This window comes from Sphingobium sp. LMC3-1-1.1 (genome assembly GCF_040676285.1).
Lineage (GTDB): Bacteria > Pseudomonadota > Alphaproteobacteria > Sphingomonadales > Sphingomonadaceae > Sphingobium.
On the sequence record NZ_JBEGHQ010000001.1, the window covers coordinates 1,041,171 to 1,053,092 of the forward strand.

Below are 11,922 nucleotides of genomic sequence, written 5' to 3' on the forward strand. Positions count from 1 at the left end.
CCAGACGTTCTTACTGCTTGCTGTCGATATAATCGATGGCGTCCTTGACGGTGGCGATCTTCTCCGCCGCATCGTCAGGGATTTCGACGCCGAACTCTTCCTCGAACGCCATCACCAGCTCAACGATGTCCAGGCTGTCAGCGCCCAGATCGTCGATGAAGCTTGCATCCTCGGTCACCTTTTCGGCTTCGACGCCCAGATGCTCGACGACGATTTTCTTTACGCGATCCGCGGTCTCACTCATGAGTGGTCCTTCTTACTGGGTATCGTTGATGGTTCTGAATATTTGTTAAGGCATGCCCTAGAGGCAAGCCCAACGAGAGGCAAGAGGCAAGAAACAATCGGATGGCATCGCCCCACCTGCATTCGACTCGCCGGTCCCGATGGCACAAGGCCGCCATTTTGCAAATGCCGAAAATTTCCGGGCGATGGACATGAGCCCGCGTCTTGCGCTTCCGTGCCCTTCAGATCATCGCCATGCCGCCGTTCACGTGCAGCGTCTGGCCGGTGACATAGCCCGCTTCCTTGCTGGCGAGATAGACGACGGCCGCGCCGATATCCTCGCCCGTGCCCAGATCGCCGGCCGGGATCCTGGCCAGGATCGCGCCCTTCTGCGCATCGTTCAGCGCGTCGGTCATGGCGGATCGGATGAAGCCGGGCGCGACGCAGTTCACGGTGATCCCGCGGCTCGCCAGTTCCTGGCCCAGCGACTTGGACATGCCGATGATGCCCGCCTTGGACGCGGCATAGTTGGCCTGCCCCGGATTGCCGGTGACCCCCACGACCGAGGTGATCGAGATGATGCGGCCGAAACGCGCCTTCATCATCGGCTTGGCGGCGGCGCGGGCCAGACGGAAGGCAGCCTCCAGATTGACGGCGATCACGTCGGACCATTCATCGTCCTTCATGCGCAGGATCAGGTTGTCGCGGGTGATGCCGGCATTGTTGACGAGGATGTCGATCTTGCCGCCCAGCGCCTCCACTGCCTGGCCGACCAGTCCGTCGACCGCCGCGGGATCGCCGAGGTTGCAGACCAGCGTCCTGTGATCGCCGCCCAGTTCCGCGGCGAAGGCCTTCAGCTTCTCCTCATTGCTGCCCGAAAGGGCGAGCGTGGCGCCCTGCGCCGCGAGGGCCCTTGCAATGGCGGAGCCGATGCCCCCCGAAGCGCCAGTCACCAGCGCGGTCATGCCTGTCAGATCGAACATGTCAGTCTCCCTTGAAGTTCGGCGCCCGGCGTTCGAAAAAGGCGTCGATCGCCTCATCATGATCCGCCGTCGCATGGGCCAGCGCCTGCATCGCGCCCGCCATTTCCATGATCTGGTTCAATTCCGCCGTCTGCGCCGCGCGCAGCAGCCGCTTGGTCATCCGCGTCGCATGGGGCGGATTGGCCGCGATCCTGTCGGCGACCTTGCGGGCGGCGGCGAGCAGATCGCCATCCGGCACCACCTCGCTCACCAACCCGATCCGCAGCGCCTCTTCGGCATCGATGGTCTCGCCTGTCAGCGCCAGTTCCGAAGCCTTGGAAAAGCCGATGATGCGCGGCAGCAGCCACGCGCCGCCATCGCCGGAAATTATGCCCAGCTTGACGAAGGACTCGGCGAATCTGGCCGACTGCGCCGCGATCCTGACATCGCACATCAGGGCCAGGTCGCAGCCCGCGCCCATGGCCGGGCCGTTGACCGCCGCGATCACCGGCAGCTCGAGCGCCTGGAACAACAGCGGCAGCCGCTGGATTCCCACCCGGTAATTGCGCCGCGTCTGCGCCGGCAGTGATGCGCGCAGGCCGCCGGCGTCGGGGCGCATCGCATTGAGGTCCCCGCCTGAGGAAAAGGCGCTTCCCGCGCCTGTCAGGATCGCCACATGCACCGACAGGTCGCGCTCCGCCTCCTCGAACAAGGCGCAAAGGGCATCGACCATCGCCGGATCGGAGATCGGATTGCGCCGATCGGGCATGTTCAGCGTGACCGTCAGCACGGCCCCGTCGCGGCTGGTCAGGATGGGAGCGGCGTTCGCATCGCTTCCCTTGTCGTTGCTCACAATGCCCCCAATGCCGCCTCTACATCGTCCATCGTCACGATGCTGCGGACCGTGGCGTCGGGCGCTATCCGCTTGACCATCGGACCCAGCACCTTGCCGCCCAGCTCGACGAATTCGGTGACGCCCGCATCCCACATGGCGGCGACGGATTCGCGCCAGCGCACGCGGCCCGTCACCTGCTCGACGAGGCGCAGCTTGATTTCCTCCGGATCGGCGATCGCGCTTGCGAGCACATTGGCATAGACCGGCAGCAGCGGCGTGTTGATCGGGGCATTGCCCAGCGCCTGCGCCATCACATCGGCGGCCGGCTGCATCAGCGGGCAGTGGAAGGGCGCTGACACGGGCAGCAGCACGCCGCGCTTGATGCCATGCTCCTTCACCAGGGCGACGGCGCGCTCGATCGCGCCGCGATGGCCGGAAATCACCACCTGCGTCGGATCATTGTCATTGGCGACGGTGCAAACCTCGCCCTCGGCGGCGGCCTCCGCCAGCGCCTGCGCCTTTTCGATGTCGGCGCCCAGCAGCGCCGCCATGGCGCCCTCGCCAACCGGCACGGCGGCCTGCATCGCCTGCCCGCGCAGCTTCAGCAGCCTGGCAGTGGTGCCGATATCGAACGCTTCGGCGGCACAGAGGGCGCTATATTCGCCCAGCGAGTGGCCGGCGACGAAATCGCCCTTTTCGGCCAGGGAGAAACCGCCTTCCTTCTGCATCACCCGCAGCGTCGCCAATGCATTGGCCATGATCGCGGGCTGCGCATTTTCCGTGAGCGTCAGGTCGCTTTCCGGACCTTCCACCATGATGCGGAACAAATGCTGCGACAGAGCGTCGTCGACCTCCTGAAACAGCTCCTTCGCGGCCGGGCTCGCGTCTGCCAGCGCCTTGCCCATGCCGACCGACTGACTGCCCTGCCCCGGAAAAAGAAATGCCCTCATCATCCACCTTCTACATGCGCGCGCCTGCAAAAGCGCAATTTTTCAAAGTCGTTACACTTTGAGACACAAACACCGTTGAGGCACCCGGCCCAATTCGGCAGTTCTATTTGGTGGACCGCCTTTAACGATGACGGAGTTTAAGGAAAAGGTGCGATATCGCATTGCATGGATCGCGGGAACCGCGCTGGTCCTGTCGGGCTGCGCGGCCGGTCCCGATTATCGCGCCCCCGCTCCCGCGTCGCTTGGCGTGCCGGCCACCTATATGGAGGGCGCCGCCGCTCCGGTCGACGAGGCGGAGCTTGCCACCTGGTGGAGGCGCCTCGACGATCCGGCGCTCAGTGCCCTTATCGACCAGGCGATCGCCGGCAACCTGGATATCGTGCAGGCGCAGGCGCGCCTTCGCCAGGCGCGGGAGTCGTTGCGGCAGGCGCGCGCCGCCTTCCTGCCGCAGGTGAACGGTTCGGCCAGCGGCGGACGCAATTACAGCAGCCGCGACGCGGGCGGGCGGCTCGACCCCAGCGGCAATCCCATCGGCGGCGGCGGGTCCAACTGGTCGAGCAGCTATTCGGTCAGCGCCAGTGCAAGCTGGCAGGTCGACCTGTTCGGCGAGCTTTCCCGGTCGGCCGAAGCGGCGCGGGCCGATCTCGCTGCCTCCGGCTACGACCTCGCCAATGTGCGGGCGACGATCATTTCCGAACTCGTCACCAACTATGTGCAGGCGCGCCTGGCGCAGGCGCAGTTGCGCGTCGCGCGCGAGACGCAGGCGATCCAGCGCGACAATTACGACATCGCCAACTGGCGGCTCCAGGCAGGCCTCGTCTCCTCGCTCGACGCGGAGCAGGCGCGGGCGCAACTGGCGCAGACCAACGCAACCGTGCCCCAGCTTGAAGCCAGCCTCCGGGGCAGCCTCAACCGCATTGCCGTGCTCACGGGCCAGGCTCCCGGCGAGGCGACCCGGAGCCTTGAAACCCCCGCCCCGATCCCCGCTGCCTCCACGCAGATCACAACCGGCATTCCAGCGGACACGCTGCGCCAGCGCCCCGACGTGCGCTCCGCCGAGCGGGCGCTGGCAGCCGCGACCGCGCGCATCGGCGTGGCGCAGGCGCGGCTTTACCCTTCGCTGGGGTTGAGCGGCAATATCGGCACCACTTCGAACAGTTTCAAAGACCTGTTCAGCCTCGTCACCGGCGGCGTCTTTGCCAATGTGGCGCAGGTCATCTTCGATGGCGGCCGCCTGGCGTCGCAGGTGCGTTCGCAGCGGGCCGCCACCGACGCTGCCTTCGCCGCCTACAAGCAGACGGTGCTGACCGCGCTGGAGGATGTGGAGAATGCCATGGCATCGCTGTCGAGCGCCCGCGCCCGCAAGGCGGAGTTCGCGACCGCCTATGAAGCGTCGAACAACGCCGCGATCCTGGCGCGCAGCCAGTATCAGGCGGGCCTGATCGACTTCCAGACGCTGTCCCAGAGCGAGAACAGCCTTTTGAACGCGCGCAACAGCCTTGCCAGCGCGCAATCCGACGAGGTCCTTGGCCTTGCCCAGCTCTACAATGCGCTGGGCGGCGGCTGGCAGAACATGGAAAATCGCCCCAATGAGTAACGATGTGACCAGCGATCAGGACCTCAACGACTTTCTGGGGGCGCGTCCCCAGAAGCCGTGGCGCAAATGGGCGGTGCGCGGCGCCATCGGCGTCGCCCTGCTGATCCTCGTCCTGCTGCTTGCGCGATGCTTTTCGGGGGACGACAAGCCGAGCTATGCGACGCGCGAGGTGCGAAAGGGCGACCTTACCGTCTCCGTATCCGCCACCGGCAATCTGAAGCCCATCAACCAGGTCGATGTCGGTTCCGAACAGTCGGGCAAGATCACGGCGGTCTATGTCGATGTGAACGATCGCGTGACCAAGGGACAGAAGCTGGCCGAACTTGACACCCGGCGGCTGGTCGACGCGATCAACCAGAACCGCGCGCAGCTTTCTTCCTCGCAGGCCAGCGTGGCGCAGGCGGAAGCGCAGGCGGCGCTGGCCAAGGCGACGCTGGACCGCCAGCTCAACGTCTTCAGGCTCTCGGGCGGACGCGTTCCCGCCAAGACGGAACTGGACGCCGCCCGCGCGGACTACAGTTCCGCGCTCGCCAATCTGCGCTCGGCGCAGGCGCAGGTGCACGTTTCGCAGGCCCAGCTTTCCACGGCCCAGACCAATCTTTCCATCGCGCAGATCGTATCGCCGGTGACCGGCGTCGTGCTGTCCCGCGATATAGAGCCGGGCCAGACCGTCGCCGCCTCGCTCAACGCGCCGGTGCTCTTCACCATTGCGGAAGACCTGACGCAGATGGAGGTCGAGGTTTCGGTGGACGAGGCGGATGTCGGACAGGTGAAGGATGGCCAGAGCGCCAATTTCTCCGTCGACGCCTTCCCCGGCCGCACCTTTCCGGCAAGGGTAACGCGGGTCAATGTCGGCTCCAACAGCGCCAGCAGCAGTTCGTCCTCCTCGTCGGGCAGCAGCACGGCCAGCAGCACGGCGGGAACGGTGGTGGCCTATACGGCGGTGCTGTCAGTGGACAACAAGGACGAGATATTGCGCCCCGGCATGACCGCGACCGCCGACATCGTGACGCAGGAACTGCATGACGTGCTGCTCGTCCCCAACAGCGCGCTCCGCTTCAAGCCCAGCGCGGGCAAGAATGACGGCGGCATCACCAGCCAGATCATCCCCGGTCCCCGCCGTTTCCGCCGGGGCGGGGCGAGCCGGCAGGTCAGCTTCGGAATGGGCAGTAGCCAGACCGTCTACGTCATCGGCGAGGACGGCAACCCCAAGGCGGTGCAGGTGACCGTCGGCGCGAGCGATGGCGCGCGTACCGTCATCACCGGCGGCGACCTCAAGCCCGGCGTGCGCGTCATCACGGGCCAGCTTGCCAGCGGCCAGCAGGCCCCGGCAGAGGATCAGGCCAATGGCGGATCGCAGGCCGGGGCGCCGCGTGACCGCAACCGCAGGTCAGACGGTGGCGCGTCCACCGACGGCAGCCCCGCCACCGTCAGCAAGCTCGGCAATTCGGGCGACGGGAAGCCGGAAACCGCCCCCGTCGCTCCGGCTGCGCCCCAGGGCCCGGCCCGCGAACCGCGTGGCTCCGGCCGCCAGAGCGGAACCTGACGCCCATGGCGACAGACCCCATCATCTCCCTTCGCGGTGTAACCAAGATCTACGGATCCGGCCCCACGGCGTTTCAGGCGCTGAAGGGCATCGACCTCGACATCACGCAAGGCGATTTCGTGGCGGTCATGGGGCCGTCCGGTTCCGGCAAGTCGACGACGATGAACATATTGGGCTGCCTCGACGTGCCTTCCGGCGGATCGTTCCTGTTCAAGGGCCGCCATGTCGAAACGCTGGACCGCGATCAACGCGCCCTGCTGCGCCGCCGTTATCTCGGCTTCGTGTTCCAGGGGTTCAACCTTCTTTCCCGCACCACCGCGCTGGAGAATGTAGAGCTGCCGCTGCTCTATCGCGGCGAGGACAAGAAGACCCGTTATGAGGCGGGCATGGCCGCGCTGGACAAGGTAGGCCTCAAGGACTGGTGGGACCACACGCCCGCCGAACTGTCCGGCGGCCAGCAGCAGCGCGTCGCCATTGCCCGCGCCATCGTGACCCAGCCCGACGTGCTGCTGGCCGACGAGCCGACCGGCAATCTGGATTCCGAACGATCGGTGGAGATCATGGAACTGCTGACCGATCTCAACCGCAATGGCGGCATCACCGTGCTGATGGTCACGCATGAACCGGACATGGCCGCCTTTGCGCGGACCATCGTCCATTTCAAGGACGGGCTGGTGGAACGCGTCGAGCAGGGGGTCGCGGCGTGACCGGCTTCGCTCTATCTGTCGTTCCCGCAAGGGTGACGAAACTGCGCAAGGGCGCGCGCTGAAGATGCTGGGCACCACCGTCATCCTCGCCTTCCGGGCGATCAACCGGCACAAGCTGCGCAGCTTCCTCACCACGCTGGGCATCATCATCGGGGTGGCGGCGGTCGTCACCATGGTGACGCTGGGCAATGGCGCGACCGCCGCCGTACGCGAGCAGATCAGTTCGCTGGGCGCCAATGTGCTGCAGCTTCGCCCGGGACAGGGTTTCGGCCGGGGCGGCGGTGGCCCGCGCCCGCCCGACTTCAAGCCGGCCGACCTCACCGCCATCGAAAATCAGCTGACCGGCGTCCGCGCGGTCGCGCCGATGGTGCAGTCGAGCGGCACGGCAATCTATGAAGGCAGCAACTGGTCCACCACCGTCTATGGCACCACCGCCGCCTATTTCGAGGTGCAAAGCTGGAAGGCCGATACGGGCCGCCTCTTCATGCCGGAGGAGGAAGAGGCGGGAAAGCCCGTCTGCATCATTGGCAACACGGTGCGCACCAACCTGTTCCAGGGCAATGATCCCGTCGGCAAGCGCATGCGGATCAAGGGCGTTTCCTGCCAGGTGATCGGCGCGCTCGCCACGCGCGGCCAGGGCGGCTTCGGTGATCAGGACGACGTCGTCGTCATGCCGATCAAGTTCGTCCAGCGCCGTTTCACCGGCGACCGCGACATCAGCCAGATCATGGTCGCCGTGGACGACGCCTATGACACCAGTGTCGTCCAGACGAGCCTGGAGGAGCTCATGCGCGAGCGGCGCAAGATCAAGCCAGGGGCGGAGGACAATTTCAACGTCTTCGATACCAAGCAGATCAGCGACACGCTGACCGGCACCACCACCATATTGACGCAGATCGTGGCGGCGGTGGCGGCGATTTCCCTGCTGGTCGGCGGCATCGGCATCATGAACATCATGCTGGTGTCCGTCACCGAACGTACCCGCGAGATCGGCATCCGCCTTGCCATCGGCGCGGTCGCGCGCGAAGTGCTGATGCAGTTTCTGGTGGAGGCGATCGTGCTGTCCTGCCTGGGCGGGTTGATCGGCCTGTTCCTTGCGCTTGTCGCCTCCGTCGCCATAGCACCGCTGATGCAGGTGCCCTTCATCTTCGACGTGAAGGTGAATGCGATCGCCTTCCTCTTTTCTGCGGCGATCGGGGTTGTATTCGGCTATTTCCCGGCGCGCCGTGCCGCCGCGCTCAATCCCATAGACGCGCTGCGCCATGAATAGGTCGAGGCCAACAGAATAATCCTGAATGGAAGTTCAGCCCTATTCCCTTTCTGTTACAATTTCCGACACTCCTTGCTGGTCGATGGCACAAGCGTGCGACAAATGAGTCCTACTTCTGCTTCAACGCCGGGACAGTCGGCGGCAAGATAGAAAAAGGAGCAAGTCCATGTTCAGGAAGTTTCTGGCGGCCCTGACCGCCACCACCATGATCGCAAGCCCCATGGCCGCCAGCCAGGCGCAGGCAGCACCCCAGAGAGAAGTGCATCAGGTGGTGAAGCATGGCCCCCATGGCCGCACCGTCACCAGGACCACGGTGGTCCGCAAGGACAATCACCGCCGCTGGGCGAAGGGCCAGCGCTTCGACCGCCGTTATGCGAGCAACTATCGCGTGATCGACAATTATCGCGGCTATCGCCTGCGCACGCCGCCGCGCGGTTATCACTGGGTCCGGTCGGGCAATGACGCCCTTCTGGTCGCGGTCACCAGCGGCATCATCGCCTCGGTCATCACCGGCGCGATCCGCTAGAGCGATTTCCAGGCGATCGGAACCGATCGCCGGTCGATAAGGTCGGACTCCGGAGCCATGCTTCGGGGTCCGTCTAAACCCACCCTGTCAGATAATAGACCGCGATCACCATGAACACGGTGAAGGTCTTGATCAGGGTCAAGGCGAAAATGTCCCTATAGGCCTGCCGGTGGGTCAGGCCGGTCACGGCGAGCAAGGTTATGATGGCGCCATTATGCGGCAGGCTGTCCATGCCCCCGCTGGCCATAGATGCCACCCTGTGCAGCACCTCGCGCGGGATGCCCGCCGCATCGCCCACCGCGGCGAACTGTTCCGCCATGGCCGCCAGAGCGATGGACAGCCCGCCCGAAGCCGAGCCGGTGATCCCGGCGAGCGAGGTCACGGTGATCGCTTCATTGATCAGCGGGTCGGGCACCGCCTTCAACGCTTCCTTCACGATCAGAAAGCCCGGCAGCGCGGCGATCACCGCGCCGAAGCCATATTCGACCGCCGTGTTCATCCCCGCCAGCAGGGCGCCGCCCACCGCTGCCTTTGCCCCATCAGCAAATCGCCGCGCCACCTGCGCGAAGGCGAAGAGCAGGATCGTTGCGATGCCCAGCAGCAATGCGCCCTCCACGGCCCAGAGGGCGGCGACCTGCGCCACCTTCACGGTGACGGGATCGGTCAGGCCGGCCAGCGACACGCTGACATCCGCCCCCGGCACCAGGCGCGGGATCAGCATGGTCAACGTCAGATTCCCCAATCCCACCACCAGCAGCGGCAGAAGGGCAATCAGCGGATGCGCGGCCCTCTCGCCCATGTCCACTGCTTCAGGTTCGTTCACCAGCGTCTCGGGCGCGCCATAGCCCTCCCCCGCCGCGTGCATCGTCCGCCGACGCCAGCCCAGATAGGCGAGGCCCAGCCCCATGATGCAGGCCGATCCGATCAGCCCCAGCACCGGCGCGGCCCAGGCGGTCGTGCCGAAGAAGCTGGTGGGAATGATGTTCTGGATCTGCGGCGTTCCCGGCATCGCATCCATGGTGAAGGTGATGGCGCCAAGTCCGATGGTCGCGGGCACGAGCCGCTTGGGAATGTCGCCTTGCCGGAACATCTCCGCGGCGAAGGGATAGACGGCGAACACCGCGACAAAGACCGACACGCCGCCATAGGTCAGCAGCGCGGTCACCAGCATGATCGCCGGGATCGCGCGGTCGGCGCCCACCAGCCGGATCACGGCCGTCACGATCACCCGCGAGAAGCCCGAAATCTCGATCAGCTTCCCGAACAGTGCGCCCAGCAGGAAAACGGGAAAGTAGAGTTTCAGGAAACTGCCGACCTTGTCCATGAACAGGCCGGAAAAGACCGCGGGCACGGCAGCAGGATCGGTCAGGAAGACGGCCAGCATCGCCAGCAGCGGCGCCATCACGATGACGCTCATCCCCCGATAGGCCGCGATCATCAGCAAAATCAGCGAAAGCGCCGCGATCCCGACCGCCATCTACATTCCCCCCTTGCCAACCCGCATTCGTTCCTATCGCTCGATCGGGCCACCGCCTCGACGGAACGCCGAAGTGCTTTCTGTTTCTTGCCGACAAGGATAAGGGGAAGTAGACGGCTTCGACAAGCTCAAGGCCAACGGCGTATTTGCCGTATCCTTCTGCGCCAATCCATCCTTGCCTTTCCACCGCATTTCCGTCATAGGCGCCGCTTCGCACGGCTTGGGGTGACTCGCGGCCGCGCGGATGAATGCATTTGGACGACAGCCGGAGGGGCGTTCCACATGGGGTGGGCGTCAGCGATCGGCCAACAGATGAGGCAATACCCATGGCTCTTTACGAGCATGTGTTCCTTGCGCGCCAGGATCTGGCACAGGCGCAGGTGGACGCTCTGGCGGAAACCGCCACCAAGATCGTCGAGGAAAATGCTGGCAAGGTGACCAAGGTGGAAACCTGGGGCCTGCGCAGCCTCGCCTACAAGATCGCCAAGAACCGCAAGGCGCATTATGTGATGCTGAACATCGATGCCCCCGCCGGCGTCGTGGCGGAACTGGAGCGCCAGACCCAGATCAACGAAGACATCATCCGCTACATGACCATCAAGGTCGATGAGCTGGAAACCGGCCCGTCGGTCATGATGCGCAAGCAGGAACGCGCCGAGCGCGGTCCGCGCGGCGATCGTGGTGACCGCGGCGATCGTGGCCCGCGCCGCGAGCGCGAAGAAGCCGCCGGCGAATAAGGAGATCTGAATCATGGCACGCCCGTTTTTCCGCCGCCGCAAGAGCTGCCCCTTCGCCGCCAAGGATGCGCCGAAGATCGATTACAAGGACGTCCGTCTGCTGCAGGGCTTCGTGTCCGAGCGCGGCAAGATCGTCCCCAGCCGCATCACCGCGGTTTCCGCCAAGAAGCAGCGCGAGCTGGCCCAGGCCATCAAGCGCGCCCGTCACCTGGGCCTGCTGCCCTACATCGTGAAGTGAGGGAGTAAGACTCATGGAAATCATTCTCCTCGAACGGATCGAGAAGCTGGGCGCCATTGGTGACGTCGTCACCGTGAAGGACGGTTACGCCCGTAACTACCTGCTGCCCAACAAGAAGGCGCTGCGCTCCAACAACGCCAACAAGAAGGTCTTCGAAGCCAACCGCGCGAAGATCGAGGCCGACAACGCCGCCCGCCGCACGGACGCCGAAAAGGCTGCCGAAGGCGTGAATGGCAAGCAGATCGTCCTGATCCGCCAGTCGTCGAACGCCGGCCACCTCTACGGCTCGGTCGCCGTCCGTGACGTCGTCGAAGCGCTGCATGCCGAAGGCATCACCAACGTCACCAAGGCGATGGTCGTGCTGGAACGCCCGATCAAGACGCTGGGCGTGTTCGACGTCAAGGTCGCGCTGCACCCCGAAGTCGCCGTGACCATCACGGTGAACGTCGCCCGCTCGCCCGAAGAAGCCGAACTGCAGTCGCAGGGCGTCGACGTGATGGCCGATCTGTTCGAAAAGGACGAGAGCGGCTTTACCGAAGATTATGATCCGAATGCGGAACCCGGCGAAATCGCCGTGGAAGCCGAAGAAGCGCCGGCCGAAGAAGCCTGAGTTTCCCTTTCCGGACCAAAACAGAGAAGCCGCCCCTCACCGGGCGGCTTTTTTGTTGGGTCGTCGGCATCGACATGGAATAGCGAAAGGGATTTTCGAACGTCGACGGATCGACAGGGCGCATACATGAACCCTATTCTGACAAGGCGGCCGGGGGTGTAGCGGGACAGCCAGCCTTCCCTTCCGGCAGGCAACGAGCAGGACGCCGGGAAGAGGACAGGCATTGCCCGACGGCAAATGAGGAC

13 protein-coding genes are annotated in these 11,922 nt (G+C 65.0%); 8 read left to right on the forward strand and 5 right to left on the reverse strand.

Going from position 1 to position 11,922, the window contains the following annotated elements:
* Positions 1 to 10: 10 nt before the first annotated feature.
* The 4 genes from MRBLMC3_RS05170 to fabD form a co-directional block, all read right to left on the reverse strand.
* Complete coding sequence (locus MRBLMC3_RS05170) at positions 11 to 244, reverse strand: acyl carrier protein (RefSeq protein WP_007689016.1); 234 nt, start codon at positions 242 to 244, stop codon at positions 11 to 13.
* A gap of 220 nt (positions 245 to 464) precedes the next feature.
* Positions 465 to 1,205, reverse strand: coding sequence for a 3-oxoacyl-[acyl-carrier-protein] reductase (fabG, locus tag MRBLMC3_RS05175; protein WP_363734508.1), 741 nt, complete (start codon positions 1,203 to 1,205; stop codon positions 465 to 467).
* A 1-nt stretch (position 1,206) separates the two neighbouring features.
* Entirely contained in the window at positions 1,207 to 2,037 is an 831-nt protein-coding gene (locus tag MRBLMC3_RS05180) for a crotonase/enoyl-CoA hydratase family protein (protein WP_363734507.1), read from the reverse strand.
* Positions 2,034 to 2,969: an ACP S-malonyltransferase gene (gene fabD / locus MRBLMC3_RS05185; RefSeq protein ID WP_363755264.1), complete on the reverse strand. Its 936-nt coding sequence runs from the start codon at positions 2,967 to 2,969 to the stop codon at positions 2,034 to 2,036. The genes MRBLMC3_RS05180 and fabD overlap by 4 nt, the downstream gene beginning before the upstream one ends.
* Before the next feature lie 127 nt (positions 2,970 to 3,096).
* Here fabD and MRBLMC3_RS05190 point away from each other — a divergent pair, with 127 nt between their 5' ends.
* From MRBLMC3_RS05190 to MRBLMC3_RS05210, 5 genes are all read left to right on the forward strand, one after another.
* Entirely contained in the window at positions 3,097 to 4,566 is a 1,470-nt protein-coding gene (locus MRBLMC3_RS05190) for an efflux transporter outer membrane subunit (RefSeq protein WP_363826354.1), read from the forward strand.
* A complete protein-coding gene (locus tag MRBLMC3_RS05195; RefSeq protein ID WP_363826357.1) occupies positions 4,559 to 6,112 on the forward strand; it encodes an efflux RND transporter periplasmic adaptor subunit in 1,554 nt (517 codons plus the stop codon). The genes MRBLMC3_RS05190 and MRBLMC3_RS05195 overlap by 8 nt, the downstream gene beginning before the upstream one ends.
* A 5-nt stretch (positions 6,113 to 6,117) precedes the next feature.
* A complete protein-coding gene (locus MRBLMC3_RS05200; RefSeq protein ID WP_363826360.1) occupies positions 6,118 to 6,819 on the forward strand; it encodes an ABC transporter ATP-binding protein in 702 nt (233 codons plus the stop codon).
* A 64-nt stretch (positions 6,820 to 6,883) separates the two neighbouring features.
* Positions 6,884 to 8,089, forward strand: a complete 1,206-nt coding sequence (locus MRBLMC3_RS05205) for an ABC transporter permease (protein WP_363734504.1) — start codon at positions 6,884 to 6,886, stop codon at positions 8,087 to 8,089.
* 166 nt (positions 8,090 to 8,255) lie between these two features.
* Entirely contained in the window at positions 8,256 to 8,615 is a 360-nt protein-coding gene (locus MRBLMC3_RS05210) for an RcnB family protein (RefSeq protein ID WP_363826363.1), read from the forward strand.
* A 73-nt stretch (positions 8,616 to 8,688) separates the two neighbouring features.
* Here MRBLMC3_RS05210 and MRBLMC3_RS05215 read toward each other — a convergent pair whose 3' ends face one another.
* Positions 8,689 to 10,092, reverse strand: coding sequence for a GntP family permease (locus tag MRBLMC3_RS05215; protein ID WP_363826366.1), 1,404 nt, complete (start codon positions 10,090 to 10,092; stop codon positions 8,689 to 8,691).
* Between the two features lie 326 nt (positions 10,093 to 10,418).
* Between MRBLMC3_RS05215 and rpsF the strand changes: the two genes are divergently transcribed.
* The 3 genes from rpsF to rplI are packed head-to-tail and all read left to right on the forward strand — an operon-like array spanning position 10,419 to position 11,677.
* Positions 10,419 to 10,829 (forward strand): 30S ribosomal protein S6, encoded by a 411-nt coding sequence (rpsF, locus tag MRBLMC3_RS05220; protein ID WP_363734501.1) that lies wholly within the window; start codon positions 10,419 to 10,421, stop codon positions 10,827 to 10,829.
* A gap of 13 nt (positions 10,830 to 10,842) precedes the next feature.
* Positions 10,843 to 11,067, forward strand: a complete 225-nt coding sequence (rpsR, locus tag MRBLMC3_RS05225) for a 30S ribosomal protein S18 (RefSeq protein WP_004212076.1) — start codon at positions 10,843 to 10,845, stop codon at positions 11,065 to 11,067.
* 13 nt (positions 11,068 to 11,080) lie between these two features.
* Positions 11,081 to 11,677 carry a 50S ribosomal protein L9 gene (rplI, locus tag MRBLMC3_RS05230; RefSeq protein WP_133652315.1) on the forward strand — a complete coding sequence of 199 codons (597 nt, stop codon included), beginning with the start codon at positions 11,081 to 11,083 and terminating at the stop codon, positions 11,675 to 11,677.
* Positions 11,678 to 11,922 lie beyond the last annotated feature (245 nt).

Coding starts and splice junctions, on each gene's coding strand:
- fabG (WP_363734508.1), bottom strand. CDS start 1,205: ATGTTCGATCTGACAGGCATGACCGCGCTGGTGACTGGCGCTTCGGGG.
- rpsR (WP_004212076.1), top strand. CDS start 10,843: ATGGCACGCCCGTTTTTCCGCCGCCGCAAGAGCTGCCCCTTCGCCGCC.
- MRBLMC3_RS05215 (WP_363826366.1), bottom strand. CDS start 10,092: ATGGCGGTCGGGATCGCGGCGCTTTCGCTGATTTTGCTGATGATCGCG.
- MRBLMC3_RS05200 (WP_363826360.1), top strand. CDS start 6,118: ATGGCGACAGACCCCATCATCTCCCTTCGCGGTGTAACCAAGATCTAC.
- MRBLMC3_RS05190 (WP_363826354.1), top strand. CDS start 3,097: ATGACGGAGTTTAAGGAAAAGGTGCGATATCGCATTGCATGGATCGCG.
- fabD (WP_363755264.1), bottom strand. CDS start 2,969: ATGAGGGCATTTCTTTTTCCGGGGCAGGGCAGTCAGTCGGTCGGCATG.
- MRBLMC3_RS05210 (WP_363826363.1), top strand. CDS start 8,256: ATGTTCAGGAAGTTTCTGGCGGCCCTGACCGCCACCACCATGATCGCA.
- MRBLMC3_RS05170 (WP_007689016.1), bottom strand. CDS start 244: ATGAGTGAGACCGCGGATCGCGTAAAGAAAATCGTCGTCGAGCATCTG.
- MRBLMC3_RS05205 (WP_363734504.1), top strand. CDS start 6,884: ATGCTGGGCACCACCGTCATCCTCGCCTTCCGGGCGATCAACCGGCAC.
- rplI (WP_133652315.1), top strand. CDS start 11,081: ATGGAAATCATTCTCCTCGAACGGATCGAGAAGCTGGGCGCCATTGGT.
- MRBLMC3_RS05195 (WP_363826357.1), top strand. CDS start 4,559: ATGAGTAACGATGTGACCAGCGATCAGGACCTCAACGACTTTCTGGGG.
- rpsF (WP_363734501.1), top strand. CDS start 10,419: ATGGCTCTTTACGAGCATGTGTTCCTTGCGCGCCAGGATCTGGCACAG.